This is a genomic window from Alcanivorax sp. UBA3183, assembly GCF_002364155.1.
Taxonomy (GTDB): domain Bacteria; phylum Pseudomonadota; class Gammaproteobacteria; order Pseudomonadales; family Alcanivoracaceae; genus Alcanivorax; species Alcanivorax jadensis.
Genome location: NZ_DEXN01000022.1, coordinates 1 through 19,372 on the forward strand (window position 1 = coordinate 1; position 19,372 = coordinate 19,372).

Sequence of the window (19,372 nt, forward strand, 5' to 3'; positions counted from 1 at the left end):
TTCGCGGCTCAAGCGCCGCTCCTACGGGAAAGGTCTTTAAATCACCAGAAGCTGAATCCCGGCACCCAGGATTACCAGCCAGGAGGTGACTACGCCCAGCTGGCGGGCCAGGTTGGCGCTGCTGCGGGGGATCAGCATGCCGTAGCTGTAGAGAATACGACCGCCTACCAGCAGGGTGCCGTAGATGTGCAGAGCCGTGCTGCCGCCGCCGTTGATTTCCAGCAGGGCTATCAGGATCAGCGCCAGGGGCAGGTATTCAATGGTGTTGCCGTGGGCGCGGATGGCGCGGCTTACGTCCTTGTGGCCGCCATCTCCCAGAGAGACTTTCTTGCCCAGGCGAAGGCGCACCACGTTGGCGGCCAGGGCGATGATCAGGAAGCCGCTGAGGGCGGCGTAAAGGGCGGTAATCGGCAAGCTGACTAGGGTCATGGCATCCACTCGGGTTGTTTTTTGCGTTTGCGGAGGATAAACCGGGCCGGGGCCAGGGCGTCAATCATTTCCTGGTCCATCGGCAGCGGCTGGCCACAGATCATCTCGGCGATCAGCTCCGCACACAAGGGGGTGCCGGTAATGCCGCGGCTGCCGTGGGCCACATTCAGGTAGAGCCCTTGTGCCGGGCGGTGGGGATTGTCCGTGGCCACGGGCAACGGGCCGCACAGGGGCAGGAAATCGATGCTCTGACAACGGAATGCGACACGCCGGTCAACGATCTGGATGTGCTCGCCTCCCAGCTCTTGCCAAAGGGCGGGGAGGTGATGCCTCAGCTGGGCCAGGTTTTCCTCATCGTCGCTGTCGGTGGCATGGGTGTGATCTTCGTGGAGCTTGAAGGTGGCGCCGACACAGTGCAGCTCCTTCAGGACCGGGGTCAGGTAACCACCATGGCATTGGGCCTGTTGCCAGCGTCGGGATGCATCGGTGGCCTGACAGTAGCTCACCTGGCCGCGAATGTGTTTGAGTGGTAGCCAGCCCAGGCCGGGCAGGGACTGGCTTTGGCCGGCGGTACACAGGACCACGGCATCGGCGCTGAGTGTTTCCCCGTTCTCCAGGGTTACCCGGGCCGGAGCGCCTTCTTGCAGGGATACCACCCGGGCTGACACCTGGCTGATGGCAGGGTGGTTGAGCAGATGCTGGCACCAGCGGGCCGGCCTCAGATAGCCACCGCCGAGCAGTTGCACGGCATTATCGCCGTGGGGCTGAAGCAGCTCCTTTGGCCAGGCCCCGGTTGTCATGGCCTGCTCCAGCTTGTCTTGCTGGCGCTCATCCACGTAGTGCTGGATCACCCCGTTCAGGTTGCCGTCTTCCGGGTGTGCTGGATATCTGTGTCGTTGTAACCAGCGCAGGGCGTGGCCGTAGCTTTGCTGGTAGAAGCGATTCTGCGGGGTGAGGTGGGCACTGGGGGTGCTGTAGACCACCCCGGCCAGGTTGCCGGACGCATGGTTGGCGATGCCATCCGGGTCGAGCACCGTTACCTGGCAGCCCCGCTCGGCCAGGGCTCGGGCGGTGGTGGCCCCGGCGAGGCCAGCACCGACCACCAGGATGTGGCCCGTTGCCGATACGGAGTGGGCCTCCTGGCCTTCGATCTTGCCAACCAGCATATGCCGTTTGTGGCCGAAACCATCACGCTTGTGCATGGCAAAGCCGACCTCGGCCAGTCTACGGCGGACAACACCGGCGGCCGTAAAGGTGGCCAGGGTGGTGCCGGGGCGGCTCAGTCTGGCCAGCTGGGCGAAAAGTTCCGGTTGCCACATGTCCGGGTTTCGGGCCGGGGCAAAGCCATCCAGGAACCAGGCATCCACCGGGTGGTGGAACTGTGGCCACAAAGCCAGGGCATCGCCATGGAGCAGCGTCAGCTGCACACGCGGGTGCAGCTGGAGACGGTGAAAGCCCGGTGCTGGTGCCGGATACTCTGCCAGCAACCTCTCCGCCAGCGAGCACAGGGCAGGCCAGTGGGCCAGGGCTCTGGCCAGATCTGCCTTGCGTAGCGGGTGTTTTTCCACGGAGACCAGGTGTAGCCGGGCGCTGTCCGGGGCGTGTTCCAGAAAATCCCGGGCGGCAAGCAGGCAATTCAGGCCGGTACCGAAGCCGGTTTCACCGATAACGAAAATACCGCCGGCGGCCATTGCCCGGAAGCGCTCCGGCAGCCGGTTGCCCTGCAGAAACACATGATCACTCTCTGCCATGCCGTCCTGACGGGAGAAATATGGGTCGTCAAAGTCCACCGCCACCGGGGTGGTTTCTTGCCAGTCAACAGTGGCCGGCTGGATGGGGGAGAAGGTTGGGATTGTCATCACGACCTGAGACGGATCTGCCGTTGGCGCCTGAAGGGATGGCAGGATACCTTGCGGAAATCACCATTAACAGATGGCACTAAAGGTAGTTGACAGTTGATAGTTGGCAGCGAAACCCGATCCGGAGCCGCTGTGCTATCCGGTGTTTCGCTGGCGACGTTCAACGCGATGGTGATAAGACCCGAAAATGCATAGATATAAGCGCTGGCGAATGCGTTTGTGGTAGTTAAAGGAAGAGGACAATTACAGCGTTGCGGAATGGCTCGTCAGGCTCTGAAACGCAAAAGGTTACGCCATAGCTACGAACGCGGCCTCTGGCGTTTCGGCGATACACTGACACGGCCCGCGAAGCTGTCAACTGTCCACTATCAACTGTCAACTGCCTTTTGCGCTGCTTTGAACTCGGCCAGCGCCCGTTTGCCCTGCTGCAGCAGCCACCGGGAACTTTGCTGGTAGCTGGCATTGTTGATGCGGATGTAAAAACCATCGATCAGGGTTACCAGTAGGGACTGGTTCTGGATCGGCCTTCCCCTTTCAACCCAGCGCATTTGTGCCTGGGCGGAGGGCTGGCCTTCCAGATCCAGCAAGGTTTCGCTGAGGATCGTCAGGGCATTGGCGCTGTCTTGCAGGGCTTCGTTCACCCGTCTTTGTCGTGCCTCGCTGTAGTGACTGGCGACAGCACGCTCTGACGGCATGTTATCCCAGCCCGTCGGTAGCCCGCTAAGGGTCAGCGATAACTGCTCTTTTTTATCTTCGCTTCGATAATGCAGCGTGCGGCCCCGTTGGGTTCTGATTTCCCCGTCCAGTTTCAGACCGGCCAGGTGCTGGGGAACCTGAAAGTGCGACAGGTCCACGGCCTGGGCGGTTGGTGTCACCGGCCTGCGTTGCTCTTCGCTGGATTCGGTGCTGAGTGTTGGCAGCTTCAAGGCAGTAGGTGGCTGCTCAAGGTCGGGCTGTGTGCCGCAGGAAACCAGGCCCAGCAGGAGGATAAGCGGCAACAGATAGCAAACTTTTACATTCATTTTTGTCATCATGGGGCAAGGTGTTCCGGGTTTCCCTGATGTGGCGGCGATTTTCTGGTGGCACAATACAAGATACCCGATGAGGATACCCTTTACAGGGAAAGACGGATGGAAAAACCATCACATAACGGTATGCGCACTGGCGTTGCAATGGCATTGCTGTTTGCCATTATCACCGTCCCCTTTGCGATTGCGTCTTTCCTGATGGTTCAACACCGCCTGGATCTGCTGTCGGGTTACAAGACTATGCAAGGCGATCTCAGGCTGTTCGAAAGTGGCCTGGCTGCCTTTTCGCCCCTTGACGACATGCGTGACCTGGCTCCGGTGATGATCCATACCCAGCATCAGGAGATCGTGTCACGCTTCGAACTGAGCGCGGCGAGAGCGGACAGCCGCCTACAGGCCTTTCTGCAGCAGGTGCGTGAACGGGATATACCCGGCCTGAATGATCAGGCAGGCCTGCTCAGCGAAACCTGGTCTGGCCTGACGGTGAAAACCGGGATTCCCCTGGAAGACGTGGCGGGCCCCTACGATAACGTCAATCGCATTGCCCAGCGTCTGGGCAATGCCCTTTCCTCAGTACTGATCGCTTCGGATATGTCAGTGGGGGAGGGGTTGGAGCCCAATGAAGTGTTGTCCCTGACGCTGGGCTCGTTTCGTCAGGCGCAGAATGACATCGGGTTGATTCGTGCCCTGGCGCTTTATGTCAGCCAGCGCGGTGGGTACCTGGGGGATAACGACGCCCGTCGTCTGGAAAATGCCTGGCAGCGACTGCAGCAGCAGCTTTCGATTATCGACAGCGAGATCAAGGCGCTGTCCGCCAGGACTGGCGTCATGGAGCTGCATCAGCAGTGGCGACTGGTGAAGGACGAACTGCAACGGTTTCTATTGTGGTCTGAACAAGAGCTGATTCTGGCGCCCCGGGTCCAGGTAAGCTGGGAACAGGCCTACGATCGCAGCCGCCACGCCATGCAGTCCCTGGATGGCTTGTCTGACAGTCTGGTAGAGCTGTCAGTACAGCTGGTAGAGCACACTCGTCAGGAGAAATTGCGAAGCAGCATTTTTCTGATGCTGGCGGTGCTGTTGCTGTATGCCCTGGTGTTGGGGTTGGCTCTGCTGGTTTACCGCTCCAATTCCCGGGCCATCAGTGCTCGTGCGGAAAGTCTGGCCAAGGGGCAGTTCCTTGCCCGCATGAGCCACGAAATTCGGACTCCCCTCAATGGGGTGATCGGCCTTGCAGAGTTGTTACGTGAAACCGACCCCACGCCCCGGCAGCAGGAATATATCAGTCTGATCGACAGTGCCGGGCGCACCCTCACCGCGCTGATCAACGATGTGCTCGATTTCGCCAAGATAGAGGCCGGCAAATTGCAGCTGGTGGAAGAAGAGTTTGACCTGCCTTTGCTGATGGCCGAGTGCGCCCAGATGTTCAATCTGCCCGCCAGTGATAACGGCTCCCTGGTGTTGCTCGATATCGACAGCAGCACCCCTTCCCGGGTGGTGGGTGATCCGACCCGGCTGCGTCAGGTGTTGATCAACCTGCTGGGCAATGCCGTCAAATTTACCCGTAACGGCAGAGTGGTATTGTCTCTGGCCTATCGCCAGGTGAGCCAGGAACAACCCTTGTTCAGCTTTGCAGTGACCGATACCGGCATTGGCCTCAGTCAGGAAGAGCAGGCCCGGCTGTTTCAGAATTTTGCCCAGGCCTCTGCGGATACGGCGAAACGCTTTGGTGGTACTGGGTTGGGATTGTCCATCAGCCGCGAACTGGTGGCGCTGATGGGCGGAGACATTCATGTGGAAAGTGCTCCCGGTAAGGGGGCCCGTTTCAGTTTCAGCGTTCAGATGCCGGCGGACAAAGGGGACGTGCCGACGATGGAGCAGGAGGCGCCACCGGCCTGGTTGTGGGATGTGCAGGGTAACCTGGCTGACTGGATGCTGGAGGACCGGCGGTTTAAGGCGGTGCACCGGGTCAGTAACAGCTCGCAACTGGCGGAGCTGGGGTCACTGGAAGGGGCTCGGGTTCTTTTGATCAACGGTATGCCTGACCGGGATCTGCTGGAGGAAACCCTGCAGCTGGTGCGTCTCAGTCAGGTGTCTCTGCAGATTCTGCTGCTTACCGGGATGCGCTCTCAGGCTCCGGACTGGCTGCCCCCACAGGTGCAATTGCTCCGACGTTCGGTGCTCACGGTCAATGAACTCAAACAGTTACTGGGTCGGCAGATGCCCAGTAGTATTCCGATTATTTCACAGGTGGAAGGGGAAGAAGCCGTTGCCGCACTGCGGGTGCTGGTGGTGGAGGACAACCCGGTGAACCAGATGGTGACAAAGGGCTATCTGGAGCGGCTGGGTATCAGCCTGATTCATATTGCCGAGGATGGCGCCCGTGCGCTGGACAAGTTCCAGGAAGCCGCTGGTGCTTATGATCTGGTACTGATGGACCTGGACATGCCGGTGATGGACGGCTTCACCAGTGCCGGGCGTATGCGCGATTGTGAAGAACGCGAACACTGGCCCCCTTGTCAGATCCTGGCCCTGAGCGCCCATGCTGTATCCGAGCTGGGAGGTCGGGTACAGCGATCAGGGATGAACGGCCAGTTGATCAAACCGCTTTCTCTGACCGCTATGCGCGATGCCATTTCCCGCTATCTGGAGATCAAGGCGTGAGGTATTCGAGAAAATCCTGAAAGGGGAGTGGCATCAAGGGTGCCAGTGTCACCAGTAATCCCAGTATCACCAGTATGAGGAACTCCAGGCGCCAGGCCCGATGACGCCGCCATCCATGCAAGCACAGGGCTACGGCTGTCAAAACCACCCCGGCATGAAAACTGGCCATGCTCACCAGCAGCCACTGCACATCCTGTAAAGCCAGCATCGCCCCACAGAACATCAGGAGCAGTGCTCCGCAGGTCAGGACATTGGCGGAGTCATGCTTGCGAAAAGTGGGCATACCGGTGTCTCCCGTGGAGTGAATGGTCTTGTATGGAAGCCTAAGCAATATTTAGGCCTGTTTCGATTAGGGACTCTAGGAAGGATTAATGACTGCCGTATGAAGCCGGAACATTGCATTTCGTCACTTTTTTGCCATCTTTATGTGTGAGAGTGGTTAACTTATGTAGTGTTTAATTCGTATAATCCGCTCCGACGATTGTGTCTTTCGGGTTTTGGGATAGAGGGTTCCTACATGCGTTATTTGTCTTTTGTCCTGTTTGCTGTGTTGGCCCTGCCGGCCCATGCACAAATCAGTAGCGGCATGAGCGAGCGGCTGTGTCTGGCGGCGAGCCAGGAGAGCGCTTTCGGCGCCTTGGTCGATGATCTGATTGAAAGCGATGAGCTGGCGCTGACCTCTGGTGAGCAAGTGCTCTCTTTATCCTGCCAGGATGGCAGCAGCGTGCTGGAAAAGATGGTGCTGGCCCGCCAGGCAGAGAACCTGGAATACGCAGTGATTGACCTGGGCCTGAATCTGACCGCCTCCCGGGTAGCGCTCCATGGGCAGACCTTGCCCCTGAAAGAGGCCCTTCAGCGCCTTGGCGAGCAGGGTGACAGCGACGTGCAGGATTTTGTGCAAAGTTATCTGAGCGACTTGTCTGACGAAGACTTCAACCCCAACCTGCGGGTCAGCCTGAACTAAGCGAAACGCTGAATGTTCGGCGTCGGACAAGAGAAACGGATGACGTGAACGCCATGCCTTTCGCTGATTAGCGTCAGGCATTCCTACCTACCGGTATCACCCGCTATAATTCGCCCCGCATTGTGATACCGGAACCCCTATGTCTGATCAGCAGGACCGTATTTACGCCACAGCGCACCAGCAGGTGACCCGTTTTTCGTTCGATGACACCGTGGTGCGTGTCTTCCCGGACATGATTCGCCGTTCGGTGCCCGGCTATCCCACCATCATTGATATGATCGGGGTTCTTGCCGCCCGTTACGCCCAGCCGGATACCTGTCTCTATGATCTGGGCTGCTCCCTGGGGGCCGCGACCACGGCCATGGCAACATTGACCGCAGATCAGGGCAACCGGCTGATCGCCGTGGATAATTCTGCGGCCATGATTCGTCAGGCCGGCACACTGATTGCGGAAACCGGGCAAAGCGAACGGGTCAGTCTGCTGGAGGGAGATGTAGCCAGCATGGATTTCGAACCGTGTTCCATGGCGGTGCTCAATTTCACCTTGCAGTTCATCGCCCCGGACAAGCGCGACGCCCTGATTCAACGTCTTGCCGACGCCACCTTGCCTGGCGGGATTCTGGTGCTGTCGGAGAAGATCCGCTTTGCGGACGATGCGGAGAACGCCCTGCAGACCGAGTTGCACCATGCCTTCAAGCGTAACAATGGCTATTCAGATCTGGAGATCAGCCAGAAGCGCACCGCGCTGGAGAACGTGCTGATACCCGAAACCCTGGCTGATCACGAAGCACGCCTGCGTCAGGCCGGTTACCGGGAGATCCATGTGTGGTTCCGCTGCTTCAATTTTATCTCTCTGCTGGCGGTGCGTTGATGCTGAAAGATTATCTGCAGCAGTGCGACACCGCGCTTCGGGAACTCTATGCCCAGCCCCAGCGGGACACGCTGATGGGCCTGTGTCGGGAGCGCCTGCTGGACAAACCCCATGGTGATTTGCCCCGTTGGCTGGCGGCGCTGAACGCGCTGCCTGAGGGGCCGGCGGGCTGTGATTTTGCGGCGGATGCCCTGCGCATCGGCAAGCCCGGTGACGTTGATCCGGGGGACGTGAAGGCAGCTCTGGAGGGGCTGATTCCCTGGCGCAAGGGGCCCTTTGATTTCTTCGGTGTGCAGATCGACACCGAGTGGCATTCTGACTGGAAGTGGCAGCGGGTGGCGCCGCATTTGTCACCCCTGACCGGACGGCGGGTGCTGGATGTGGGCTGTGGCAGCGGCTACCACTGCTGGCGAATGGCGGCGGCCGGAGCAGAGCAGGTGGTGGGAATCGACCCGACCATCCTGTTTCTGGTGCAGTACCTGGCGGTGCGCCGCTTTGCGCCTTCCTCTCCGGTCTGGTTTCTGCCGTTGCGTATGGAAGAGCTGCCGACGCAGACGGAGAATTTCGATACGGTGTTTTCCATGGGCGTGCTCTACCATCGCCGTTCCCCGCTGGACCACTTGCTGGAACTGAAAGCAGTGTTGAGCGAAGGGGGGGAGCTGGTACTGGAGACCCTGGTGGTGGAAGGCGATGCACAGACCGTGCTGATGCCCGAGGACCGTTACGCGGCGATGCGTAATGTGTTTTTCCTGCCTTCCGTGGCCATGCTCGAACGCTGGCTACAACGCTGTGGTTTTGTGGATATCCGCTGTGTGGATGAGAGCAATACTACCGTTGAGGAGCAGCGGGCCACTGACTGGATGCGGTTCCAGTCGTTACCGGATTTTCTGGACGCGGACGACCCAGCTCTGACCCGGGAAGGGTATCCCGCGCCGCGCCGGGCTGTGTTCATTGCCCGCAAACCCTGAGGTGGGGCAGGCTCGTAGGAGCACTCTTTGAGGAATGACTGGGGCAGGTGGCGGTCTTTGCAGGGGGGCGCTGAACGCAGCGGAACCATTGCCTCCTTTGCTTATATCGCCTTCGCTTGGGTGGAAGCCTCCAGTAACTGATCTACCAGCTGTAGTCTCAGACCTTCATCCAGAACGGATAGGGCAGGAGACAGCACTTTCATGAGCGAGGCCTGGTCGGCGCCATTGGCCAGCTCAAGCAGTTGCCTGGACAGTTGGTCAGTTGCCTCCGGTGCGGATTGCAGGGCGTCCAGTTGTTTGCCTGCTGACTCACTCAATGCAATGTGATCTGTGTCCGACGTCTTTTCCAGGGTATTGAATGCCCGATTAAGCAATTGCACCACACCTTCCTCTTCCTCCTGGCTGGCACAGTGAACGCTGATGCGTGTTGGCAGGGAAATACAGAACTCATCCAGCTCGAATTCCTGGCTACTGAACCATTGTTGTAGTCGCTGCGCCATTGCCACGGCACCGTCCACGGCGGTGGCCGGCAAGACCACGAACAGGGATTGCCCTGACTGACTGCTCACCAGCCCGTCCTCACAACGTTTAGTGGTATGCATTTGGTGCAGGACCTTCGCAAGCAAGCGCTGAATTCGCTCGGCGCCGATATCCGCCTTGATGGATGCCAGCTCCTGAAATCGGATAGCGAGGATGCTGAGGGGCTGCTGATGTCGCCGACAGAGAGACATCGCCTGGTGAATCATCTGCTGGCTATGGCTGCTTTCGCGGCTGCTGGTTGTCACGGCAGTCATTGGGTACCTCGGGGCCACACATTAAGATGACGTTCCTTTCGTGGGAGCGTGTACAGGCTCTTAACAGTGGGCATCCTTTCCCTTGGTTTTCACTCTAATGAATTCCCTTTGGGCAGGCATTGCGCGCATACTTTATTTAACAACATTGTCTTGCTCTGTTACCAAAACCGGTTGTTTATCAGCCAATTAGAGCGGATAGAGAAAAGGAGTGAGGGCATGTCGATAATCTGGGTAATCGCCACGGCGGTGTTGAGCTCGGCAATGACACTGGCAGTGGTAGCGCTGTGGGGGCATTTCTACTTTCAGCCGCGGTTGCGTGACAGCATGCAGAAAGAGCTGGATGAGCAGGTGGAAAACGCTGCTCAGGTGCTGTCTTCGCGGGTGGAAGAGGGGGTGCGCCGCGGCCTGGTGGATGGCGTCCGCAATTTGGACACCCGGGATGTGCTGGAAGGGGCCAGTCGCAGCCTGGCCCGCTCCAGCGCGGAGCTGGTCGGCGAACGCCTGGGGCAAATTTTTGGCGCGCCCAGAAAGAATAAATAAGCTGCTAGCTACGCTCGTAGGATAGGGGAAGGGTGGAAAGCCCCCCGGACCGTGGCATTTCTACGAAGCCGCTGTAGGAGCTATGCTTGCATGGCGAACCGCGCTTTCGCGGAAATCGCCCGCAGGGCGATCAGGAATCTCAGCGCTCCACAGGTTCCAGAAAGAACGATAGGCCTTGGCCTTTGCCTCCTCGCTGCGCTCGGTTCGCATGTCGCAGATCCCCCGGGGGACAAGCATAGCTCCTACAAAAGACACCAATCCTCGCCAAGGCTCGAATCGCGCCGCCAGCGACGCTCCTACGGATAGCGTCGCTGGCGAGCAAAGGGGGGTATTGGGAGGTGCGCGCTAACCCACGTAACAGCTCATCGCTCGTTGCTAAAGCCTGCCCCTGACGGGGAGTAGTCGAGCCAGCAGGAAGGCAATGCCAAGGCTGAGCATGGCCAGGGACAACACATCCTGCTGCAATGCATGCAAGGTGGTTTCCCACAGGGAGGACGCCTTGAGTAGCGACAGCAGAATCAGCAGGGTGCCGGTGAGGGTGAAGAACTGGTCCAGCTTGCGGGCTCGTCGCAATTCTCCGCGCAGGTGACGCAGTTCCTCGAGGATGTCTTCCTGAATCAATTGCTGACGAGCTACCTGTTCTGCCAGTTCTCCGACCTGCTGAGGCAGGGTGGCCAGCTTCTCCAGCCAAACCGGGTCTTCACGGCGCAGCAGGTCGAGCAGCTCCTTGAGCCGGACATGGTCGTCGAGCCAGTTGCGAACCAGTGGCCACAGGCTGAAATTCTCGATCAGGTTGGCTAGTTGGGCAATTTGCCTGTCGCTGCCGGTGACGCGCAGGGATTCGTGATCGGTCAGTGGCTCGCTGGCAAACAACCAGTGGACCATGGCTCCCAGAGGACCCCGGACACGGATATCCACGTTGCCTTCGTAGTCGGTTAGCAGTTCCACGCCATCTTCATAGATCAGCACATAGAGCACCCAGAGCGGGCGCTCAGTACGAATCCGCACGACAGTGCCGTGCAGGGCGGCTAATCTGTCGCGGCCGGGCTGGTTGCCGGTGAGCGCCTGATTGAGTGCGCTCTCCAAACCACCAAGCACAATCAGCTGGGGGAAACTACCGGTCTGAGGCATAAGTGAGGGAAAATCCTGTCCTGAAATGGGATCTCGTTGTCGCTTAGGGTCCCGATTTGTTGCCAAAAATTACGTTATCTTGCTTATATTTAGAGTGCCAGCTACCTATACTAGGGACTTTTATAATAAAGGGCACCTCCGTTAGCAGGTTACTGCCTCTGGCTTTCAGGCTGGCTCGCAATCTAGGCGCAATTTTGAAGGCATGCTGGTTGCCTGTCGAGAAATTGCAACAACGAGTGCGGGCCAGCCTGGAAGCCCCGAAGGGCGACTCCTGAAGCGCACATTTGCTGCGCTTCGCCACCAGGAAAGGAAACCACCCTGTCCGTCGTGACGAAGCACAACAGCTGCACGCTTCAGGAGCCGCAGAGGCAGTAACCTGCTGACGGAGGTGCCCTCAAGGGCACCTCCCATGATAGGTTGCTGCCTTAAAACGACATTGGCTTTTTAGACCGGGATTGGCGAAAGCGGGATATGTTTGTCTTGGTACTGTCGCGTTACAGTGCACAAGCCCTTGGAGGGGAGTTGTTTTTCAATGCTGGAATCATTGCTTTCGTACCCGGACTTCTGGAAGTACGTCAGTATACCTTTCATCGCCGGTGCCGTAGGGTGGATCACCAACTGGATGGCCGTCAAAATGACGTTCTATCCACTGGAATTCATTGGTATTCGGCCAATCTTCGGCTGGCAGGGGATCATTCCCTCCAAGGTCGAGAAGATGGCAGGTATAGTCGTGGACAAGGCCCTTTCCAAACTGGGCAGTCTGGACGAGTTTTTTCGCGAGATGGAGCCGGAAAAGATATCCGCCCACCTCACCCGCACCATCCAGCTACGTATTGAAGAGTACACCGATGAGGTGATGACCGAGCGCAATGCCGTGCTCTGGGAGAATTTGCCTCTGTTGGTGCGCAAGCGTGTCTACGCCCGCGCACGCCGGGCAATTCCAGCGGTCATGGACAATGTGGTTGATGACATCAGCCGCAATCTGGACAGCTTGGTGGACATGAAGCACATGGTCATCACCCAGATGAGCGAAGACAAGGCGCTCATGGTGCAGATGTTCCAGGAAGTGGGTGATCCTGAATTTCGTTTCATTACCAATTCCGGTTTCTACTTCGGTTTCCTGTTCGGCCTGATCCAGGTGCCGGTATTCATCTTTGTGCCTGAAAACTGGGTGTTACCGTTCTTTGGCTTTATCGTCGGTATTGCCACCAACTGGCTGGCTCTGAACCTGATTTTTCGACCGCTCAATCCCGTTAAAATCGGCCCTTTCCGCATTCAGGGACTGTTCCTGAAGCGGCAGAAGGATGTGGCTGAATCCTTTGCTCGCCTTGCTACGGATGAGGTGATCACCTTGCGCAACATCATGTACCAGGTGGTTAACGGTCCCCGTGGAGATCGCACCAAGGCCCTGATCAAACGCCATCTCAAACCACTGCTCAATGGTGGCGTGGTGCGTACGGCTGCCCAGTTGACGGTGGGCCCGGAGGGTTATGCGGATCTCAAGAAGGCGGTGGAAGACAAAGCTGTCGATCTTGCCGTGGAGCCTTTTGAAGATCAGGGCTTCAACAAAGAGCGGGGCCTGATTGTCGAGAAGCTCATGGCTGAAAGGATGCAGGCGCTCAGCTCGGAAGAATTCCAGGACTTGCTGCGACCGGCCTTCCAGGAAGATGAGTGGATTCTGATCGTGGTAGGCGGCTTCCTGGGGGCCATGGCCGGGGTCGGGCAACTGCTGTTCATGTTCGGAGCGGCCTGATGGAAACGCTGCAGATAGATATAGCCACTCTGGGGTGGCTGCTGTTTGCAGCGGCGGGAGCGTCTTCTCTGCTGACCCTGACCCTGATGGGGTTAATTGGTCATTTTTATCTGGGGCCCAAAATTGAACGCAAGGTGGATCGCCGTCTTGAAGAGGGCGCCAATCAGCTGGAAGAGCGCCTGAGGAAGCGGATTGTCGATTTGCTTACCGGCCGCTCTCGGGAAGTGATCCGCAACAGCGCCCGGGATCTGGCTCGGGGCATGGGCCTGATTGGCAATCGGCGGCCGGATGATAATGATGATCTGGATGGGCAATAGCCTGATCTGATGAGAAATTGATCACATAAACGATCATTGAGCAATTGTCAGACAAACTCGTGCAAGCCTGCTCTGCTACCCCCCTATAATTTACCCCATCGCGTCGATGCCGTTGCTTGTTGCTGCGCTGCATCTGCTCGTGGAATTACCTTCGGAGTCTGGATCATGTCCGACGATAAGCAGAATGAAAAAGAAGAGCGGAATCCTAGCCCGCTGAAGGCCCTTAGCGGGGCTTCACGAGACATTCGCAAGTATACCCACCAGATCTGGCTTGCCGGTCTGGGAGCGTTCGCACGGGCCGAGGAAGAGGGTAGTGGCTTTTTTGATGCCCTGGTCGAAGCTGGCCGAGAAGTGGAACGTCACACCAAGGACAAAACCGAGTCCCGGGTGGAAGAGATCAAGGAACGGGTTCGCCATCATACCGGCGAGACCATGGACAAGATGGAGAAGGCCTTCGACGATCGCCTGAACAAGGCGCTGTCCCGGTTGGGGCTCCCCAACAAGCGGGAAGTCGAAGAGCTGGAGAAACGGGTTCATGAGCTTACCAGTGCTCTGAGTAAAGCCGAGGAAGATGTACATACTTCCTCTGAATCCGAGACTCCAAAACGCCGCAGCCGCAAGAAGAGCTGAGGCGTCCAAACAGTGTTGTAGCGCACACCGCTAACCCCTTAGTGGTGTCTTTTGACGGGTACCCCCTTGGTACCCGTTTTTTTTATGTTCGAAATAAGCCCCTCACAGAGGGTATGGCCAGATTACTCGGAACGACTGTGCCACGCTGTCACCCTTGGTAACGTCTTCATGCCCCAATTTTGTTCACAGGTTTCTGTCAATGGGCTTTTTCTGCAATAAAATATGACAAACCCGTGAATGGTCCATAATAAACAGCGCAACCAATTGAAATATAATGAATTTATTGATTGGTCAAAAAATAGGCATGTCGTCAATAGCCGTGAAAAACCGGTGAGATAGAGCGGTTGTGTACCGGCTATGCACAGGGTTATCCACAGCTTCTGTGGAAAAGAATTTAGAGGGTATGATTGTACCGATGCGTGGTAGAGATCGGTTACCTGAACGGCCTGTATATGACAAGGAAGTGGCGTTTTTGCACAAGGCTGCTATTGAGCTCATGCGATTGGCTGTCATCCGGTTGTCATCTGGCGTGGCCAAAAAAGCACCGCTAAGTTGCTGAGAATAATAAGGTTTGCTGTCTGTGTAATTATCCATCATTGAGAGGGAAAGGCCTTTTGCCGGGGGTTACAGACGGTTCTTCTCAGCTTTTCCACAATTCTATCCACAGGTTTTGTGAGTAACCCCCCGCTAAATGTGCTGATGCGCTCTGCAAGTTGTGGAAAGTGTCAATCCCTGTCCTGGTGGAAAATCATGCAAACAGCTGAAAGGTATCCTATACGGGGGCTGTAGAGTGTTTTCCTGAGGTCCTGCACAGAGTTGTCCACAGACCATGGGGATAGTTGTTGGGGTGTGGAAGAATTTCCTTTGCCAAGCGTTGGCAAAGGACACTGCCCAAGGCGGCGGGTTATGGGGAGGTGTTCGTCCTGCGCGAGACGTCTGATTTGTCGTTACCGAAGGCAAATTACTCTCCCGGGGCTGCGTGAGCCTGAGGCGAACTGCACCATCAAGCGCCTGATTGGTGCAGTTCGCCTTAGGCTCAGTGCACCCTACGCAATCCATGGCGGCGGTGATTCAGATCTGGGGTTCGGGTTCGGTATCCGGAAGGGGCGCAGGGGCAAGCAAGCTACTTGGCTCCTTACCCGGGAGTGGCTCGCTTCCGTTTCCACTCATCCGCGATGAACCAAAAAAAGGGTGCCCGAGGGCACCCTTTTTGTCAGGACAAGCGGGAAGGATCAGAAACGGTGTTCGCCGTTGTCGATGCTTTCCTGGGTTGCCTTGTCCAGCTGCTGATAGCAGTCAGCCTTGGGGAGCAATGCATAAACCGCATTGTCCTGCTGACTCAGATCGTACTTTTGCTCTTTCAGCTTGTTTTTCTGGTGCTTGAAGGTACCGGTGGTTTCCATGGCCTGCTCGTTGATGCGCAGGAACACGGGAATGGCGTAGGGAGGCAGCTCACGCTTCAGGTAGGCACACAGCCCCTGGAAGTCGAACTCGCTGTGGTGGCAGGTCAGGCGAACCTGTGCCATGCCGGCCCGGCCATTGGTGTTGGGGATTTCCACCCCGTAAACCACGGACTCCTGAATGCCATCAAAACCATCCAAAATCTGTTCCACTTCGGTGGTGGACACGTTTTCGCCTTTCCAGCGGAAGGTATCGCCCAGACGATCCACGAACTGCGCATGGCGGAAGCCGATATCGCGCATCATGTCGCCGGTGTTGAACCAGGCGTCGCCCTTCTTGAAAACGTCACGGAAGATGGATTTTTCGGTCTTCTCCGGGTCGGTGTAGCCGTCAAATGGGGTCTTGTCGGTGATCTCGCCGAGCATCAGGCCGGATTCGCCCTTACCCACCTTGATCATGTTACCGCTGCTGTCGCGTACCGGCTCGTCCCGTTCCTTGTCGTATTTGACGATGGCATAGCTGACAGGAGAGAAACCCACGGTGTTGTCGAAGTTGAATACATTGGTAAAAGCTACATTGCCTTCTGAGGAGGCATACAGCTCTACCACGCGGTCAATGCCGAAACGATCCTTGAACTCTTTCCAGATGCTCGGGCGCAGGCCGTTGCCAACAATGGTGTGAACCTTATTGTCCTGGTCATTGGGCTTTTCCGGTTGCTCGTGCAGATAGCGACACAATTCGCCTACATAACCAAACGCAGTACAGCCGTGACGGCGGATATCTTCCCAGAAGCCGCTGGCGGAGAACTTGCGCGCCAGTACCAGGGTGCCTGCAGGGGCCAGCACTGATGCCCAGCAGATGACCATGCCAGTGGCGTGGTAGAAGGGCAGGGTGGTGTAAAGGCGATCGTCAGCATTGAGGCGTACCGCCGAATAGCCAAACCCACCGTAAGCCTTTTCCCACCGACCGTGGTTGAACACCACGGCTTTGGGCAGGCCCGTGGTACCGGACGTATAAATGTAGAACAGCGGATCACGGAGGAAAGTCTGCTTGCTGGAAGCCGGGTTCTCGCTGGAGCAGTCCTTGATTTCGCTGGCCAGGTTCTTGTAGCCGGCGGGAGCGTCACCCGGGTTTTCCAGGGTGTCCTGGTCGGCGAAGAAAAAGAAATTATCCTTAAGATCCAGGTCGCCGCGAATCTCTTCCACGGCTTCTACCAGCTCCTCACCAATAATGGCGGCCTTGGGTTTCACCAGATTGAAAGAATGGACCAGTACTTTGCCACGCTGGGAGGTATTGATCAGCGCAGCGCAAACGCCCATTTTGGCACAGGCGGCTACGGTGACTAGCAGTTCCGGGCGGTTTTCGATGTTGACGGCGATAGTGTCGCCTTTTTTCAGACCGATGGAGGCCAGGTAATCTGCCAATCGGTTAGCCCAGGCATTGAACTGCTTATAGGTAAGCTCGGTGTCTTCGTAGATCAGGGCGGCGCCGTTGGGGTTCATGCCGGTGGCTCGCTCGATGGCCATGCCCAGCCCCAAAGGCTTGGTCGTGTCAGTGATCTTGGCCATCCGCGAGCCCTTGATCAGGCCTGGCAGATTGCTGACCACCTCGGGAACCTTGGACAGAAGCTTGGGCAACGTGATGATGTCGGCGCTGCTCATAGGATCTCCATTAGTCTGTGTTCTTGGAAGGCCCAGGCACAAAACACCACGGGATCAATCGATACAGGCCAGTCATTCGATCACGGCATGTAAACGGTTATCCGCAGGCTGTTCAGCCGGGAACCCAGTATTGGCAAGCGGGCGCTTACCTTAACCGTAGCACCATGGCAGGGCAAGAGCCCTGCCCGGGAGCTGTGCCGGAGCAGATTGTAGCGGTCCGTTTTGGCCTTATCTGCCCGATGCAAATTGAAGCACAGTGGAGTGTCCCTCTCCGTTTGCAAAATGTCACTGACGGATTATGACTCTGAGTCGTCCGCCTTGATATTGACCAGTAGTTGCTGGCGTTTCACCTGACCGCCAACCGTCAGATCCACGGTTTCCACGGTGCCATCACAATCCGCCTTGAGGCTGTGTTCCATCTTCATGGCTTCCATGATCACCAGCACCTGACCCCGTTTTACGACATCACCGGCCTTCGCGCATACCTCAATCACTGCCCCATCCATGGGCGCGCGAATCTGGCCGGAACCGGCCTGATCACTGCTGCCCGCTGCGCTGTGGGTAGCATCCTCGAAACAGACGCTGTGGCCTTGGCATTGCAGCCAGCTTTGTTTGCCATCCTGGTACATCCGGTAGCTCTGGCGAATCCCATCGATGCTCGCCAGGCCTGGGCCCAGTGGCTCGATGCGGTGGTTGTCCTCGCCGACGATCAGTTCGGCATGGTTGCCCTGATAGCGGATGTACACGGTCTGCTCGTGTTCGCCACAGCGGAGCTGGACCGGTTGGGCCCCCAGGGTGCTGGAGTGCCAGCCGCGTAGCTCGGTTGTTGGCGTCTCCACTTCACAGCGGAGCAGGGCGGCCAGGGCCCACAATTGGCTTGGCGGGATGTCGCCGGCCATGCTGGCGTCGTCGGCAAAGTCCTGGCCGATAAACGCCGTGGTGGCTTCGCCCCGGGCAAACACCGGGTGACGCAAAATGGCAGCCAGGAAGGTCCGGTTATCCCGGACTCCCATCAGTACCGTGTCCTGCACAGCGCGGATCAGGCGTCGCCGGGCGTCCTCGCGGCTGTCGCCTACGGCAATAATCTTGGCCAGCATGGGATCGTAGTGACTGCCCACCTCATAGCCTTCGGTCAGGCCGTGATCAATGCGCACGCCGTCGCCGCTGGCCGGTTGCCAGCGCAGTACCGGGCCGGTTTGTGGCATGTAGTTCTGGGCCGGGTCTTCCGCGTACAGGCGGACTTCCATGGCATGGCCGGTGAGGGTGACCTGCTCCTGGCTGAGTGGCAGCGGTTCGCCCCGGGCGACCTTGATTTGCCAGGCCACCAGATCCAGACCGGTGACCAGTTCGGTGACCGGGTGCTCCACCTGCAGCCGGGTGTTCATTTCCAGAAAGAAGAAATCGCCTTCCGGCGCCAGCAGAAATTCTACGGTGCCGGCCCCCACATAGTTGCAGGCCTTGGCGGCATTGACCGCTGCCTCGCCCATCTGTTGACGCAGGGTCTCGTCCACGGCCGGGGAGGGTGCCTCTTCCACCACTTTCTGGTGGCGGCGCTGTACTGAACAATCTCGCTCACCGAGATGGATCACATTGCCGTGGCGGTCACCGAACACCTGGATTTCCACATGCCGTGGCTGCATTACGGCACGCTCCAGGATCAGCTCGTCACTGCCGAAGGCACTGTTTGCTTCCTGGCGGGCACTCTTTAGCTGGGCGGTAATGTCGTTGGCGTCGGTGACCACCCGCATGCCGCGGCCGCCGCCGCCGGCGCTGGCCTTGATCATCAGCGGCAGGCCGATGCGTTCGGCTTCCTTCAGCAGGGTGGCGTCGCTCTGGTCTTCACCTTCGTAACCCGGAATGCAGGGCACACCAGCCTCGATCATGGCGATCTTGGACAGGCGCTTGGAGCCCATCAGATGGATGGCATCTTCATCGGGGCCGATAAAGGTGATGCTGGCGTCCTTGCAGGCTTTGGAGAAACCGGCATTTTCCGAGAGGAAACCATAGCCTGGGTGCACCGCGTCGGCGCCGGTCTTGCGACAGGCATCCAGCAGGGCTTCCACATTCAGGTAGGAGGCGCTGGCCAGGGCCGGGCCCACGCATACAGCTTCGTCAGCCAGTTGCACGTGACGGGCACCCGCATCCGGCTCGGAATAGACCGCCACGGTCCGGTAGCCCAGTGACTGGGCAGTGGCGATAACCCGGCAGGCAATCTCGCCACGGTTGGCAATCAGGATTTTTTCAAAGCTCATTGTGGTTCCTTACCGGTTAACCGGTTGAAAATGCTCCCCTGTAGGAGCTTGCTTGCAAGCGAACCATTGGTGATGGGTGTGCCACATCGGTTCGCCTGCAAGCAGCCTCCTAC

Annotated in this window: 16 protein-coding genes; 8 read left to right on the top strand and 8 right to left on the bottom strand. The window is 58.0% G+C overall.

The genetic code is table 11. The features are described 5' to 3' along the window. Positions 1 to 36: 36 nt before the first annotated feature. The 3 genes from B3Q33_RS08815 to B3Q33_RS08825 all read right to left on the bottom strand — a co-directional run bounded on the left by B3Q33_RS08815 (position 37) and on the right by B3Q33_RS08825 (position 3,310). Positions 37 to 429 (bottom strand): MAPEG family protein, encoded by a 393-nt coding sequence (locus B3Q33_RS08815; protein ID WP_273008821.1) that lies wholly within the window; start codon positions 427 to 429, stop codon positions 37 to 39. Next, complete coding sequence (gene mnmC, locus B3Q33_RS08820) at positions 426 to 2,288, bottom strand: bifunctional tRNA (5-methylaminomethyl-2-thiouridine)(34)-methyltransferase MnmD/FAD-dependent 5-carboxymethylaminomethyl-2-thiouridine(34) oxidoreductase MnmC (protein ID WP_272962897.1); 1,863 nt, start codon at positions 2,286 to 2,288, stop codon at positions 426 to 428. The genes B3Q33_RS08815 and mnmC overlap by 4 nt, the downstream gene beginning before the upstream one ends. 368 nt (positions 2,289 to 2,656) lie before the next feature. Continuing rightward, positions 2,657 to 3,310: a hypothetical protein gene (locus B3Q33_RS08825; RefSeq protein ID WP_273008820.1), complete on the bottom strand. Its 654-nt coding sequence runs from the start codon at positions 3,308 to 3,310 to the stop codon at positions 2,657 to 2,659. A 108-nt stretch (positions 3,311 to 3,418) separates the two neighbouring features. On the opposite strand from B3Q33_RS08825, the gene B3Q33_RS08830 reads away from it, so the two are divergent. Then, positions 3,419 to 5,977, top strand: a complete 2,559-nt coding sequence (locus B3Q33_RS08830) for a hybrid sensor histidine kinase/response regulator (RefSeq protein ID WP_272975750.1) — start codon at positions 3,419 to 3,421, stop codon at positions 5,975 to 5,977. On the opposite strand, the gene B3Q33_RS08835 is transcribed toward B3Q33_RS08830, so the two are convergent. Continuing rightward, positions 5,967 to 6,260: a hypothetical protein gene (locus B3Q33_RS08835; protein ID WP_035247076.1), complete on the bottom strand. Its 294-nt coding sequence runs from the start codon at positions 6,258 to 6,260 to the stop codon at positions 5,967 to 5,969. The two genes, B3Q33_RS08830 and B3Q33_RS08835, sit on opposite strands and share 11 nt — an antisense overlap. 234 nt (positions 6,261 to 6,494) lie before the next feature. Between B3Q33_RS08835 and B3Q33_RS08840 the strand changes: the two genes are divergently transcribed. The 3 genes from B3Q33_RS08840 to cmoB all read left to right on the top strand — a co-directional run bounded on the left by B3Q33_RS08840 (position 6,495) and on the right by cmoB (position 8,780). Beyond that, entirely contained in the window at positions 6,495 to 6,941 is a 447-nt protein-coding gene (locus B3Q33_RS08840; protein WP_035247079.1) for a hypothetical protein, read from the top strand. Positions 6,942 to 7,080: 139 nt separating this feature from the next. Then, positions 7,081 to 7,812, top strand: a complete 732-nt coding sequence (cmoA, locus tag B3Q33_RS08845; protein WP_035247082.1) for a carboxy-S-adenosyl-L-methionine synthase CmoA — start codon at positions 7,081 to 7,083, stop codon at positions 7,810 to 7,812. After that, positions 7,812 to 8,780 (top strand): tRNA 5-methoxyuridine(34)/uridine 5-oxyacetic acid(34) synthase CmoB, encoded by a 969-nt coding sequence (gene cmoB / locus B3Q33_RS08850; RefSeq protein ID WP_035247085.1) that lies wholly within the window; start codon positions 7,812 to 7,814, stop codon positions 8,778 to 8,780. The genes cmoA and cmoB overlap by 1 nt, the downstream gene beginning before the upstream one ends. A gap of 101 nt (positions 8,781 to 8,881) precedes the next feature. Here the strand turns inward: cmoB and B3Q33_RS08855 are convergent, their stop codons facing one another. Beyond that, on the bottom strand, positions 8,882 to 9,574 hold the full coding sequence (locus B3Q33_RS08855) for a diguanylate cyclase (RefSeq protein ID WP_273008819.1): 693 nt from the start codon (positions 9,572 to 9,574) through the stop codon (positions 8,882 to 8,884). Between the two features lie 216 nt (positions 9,575 to 9,790). Between B3Q33_RS08855 and B3Q33_RS08860 the strand changes: the two genes are divergently transcribed. Beyond that, positions 9,791 to 10,114 (top strand): hypothetical protein, encoded by a 324-nt coding sequence (locus B3Q33_RS08860; RefSeq protein ID WP_273008818.1) that lies wholly within the window; start codon positions 9,791 to 9,793, stop codon positions 10,112 to 10,114. Between the two features lie 375 nt (positions 10,115 to 10,489). Here B3Q33_RS08860 and B3Q33_RS08865 read toward each other — a convergent pair whose 3' ends face one another. Beyond that, the gene (locus tag B3Q33_RS08865; RefSeq protein ID WP_273008817.1) at positions 10,490 to 11,245 is read right to left on the bottom strand and encodes a hypothetical protein; all 756 of its coding nucleotides are present in this window, start codon (positions 11,243 to 11,245) and stop codon (positions 10,490 to 10,492) included. A 532-nt stretch (positions 11,246 to 11,777) separates the two neighbouring features. Here B3Q33_RS08865 and B3Q33_RS08870 point away from each other — a divergent pair. The 3 genes from B3Q33_RS08870 to B3Q33_RS08880 all read left to right on the top strand — a co-directional run bounded on the left by B3Q33_RS08870 (position 11,778) and on the right by B3Q33_RS08880 (position 13,945). Beyond that, the gene (locus B3Q33_RS08870; protein WP_035247094.1) at positions 11,778 to 12,998 is read left to right on the top strand and encodes a DUF445 domain-containing protein; all 1,221 of its coding nucleotides are present in this window, start codon (positions 11,778 to 11,780) and stop codon (positions 12,996 to 12,998) included. Continuing rightward, complete coding sequence (locus B3Q33_RS08875; RefSeq protein ID WP_035247097.1) at positions 12,998 to 13,315, top strand: hypothetical protein; 318 nt, start codon at positions 12,998 to 13,000, stop codon at positions 13,313 to 13,315. The genes B3Q33_RS08870 and B3Q33_RS08875 overlap by 1 nt, the downstream gene beginning before the upstream one ends. 165 nt (positions 13,316 to 13,480) lie before the next feature. Then, positions 13,481 to 13,945 (top strand): phasin family protein, encoded by a 465-nt coding sequence (locus B3Q33_RS08880; RefSeq protein WP_035247100.1) that lies wholly within the window; start codon positions 13,481 to 13,483, stop codon positions 13,943 to 13,945. A gap of 1,232 nt (positions 13,946 to 15,177) precedes the next feature. Here the strand turns inward: B3Q33_RS08880 and B3Q33_RS08885 are convergent. Beyond that, a complete protein-coding gene (locus B3Q33_RS08885) occupies positions 15,178 to 17,007 on the bottom strand; it encodes a long-chain-acyl-CoA synthetase (RefSeq protein ID WP_273008816.1) in 1,830 nt (609 codons plus the stop codon). A gap of 296 nt (positions 17,008 to 17,303) precedes the next feature. Beyond that, complete coding sequence (locus B3Q33_RS08890) at positions 17,304 to 19,259, bottom strand: acetyl/propionyl/methylcrotonyl-CoA carboxylase subunit alpha (protein WP_273008815.1); 1,956 nt, start codon at positions 19,257 to 19,259, stop codon at positions 17,304 to 17,306. Positions 19,260 to 19,372: the final 113 nt, after the last annotated feature.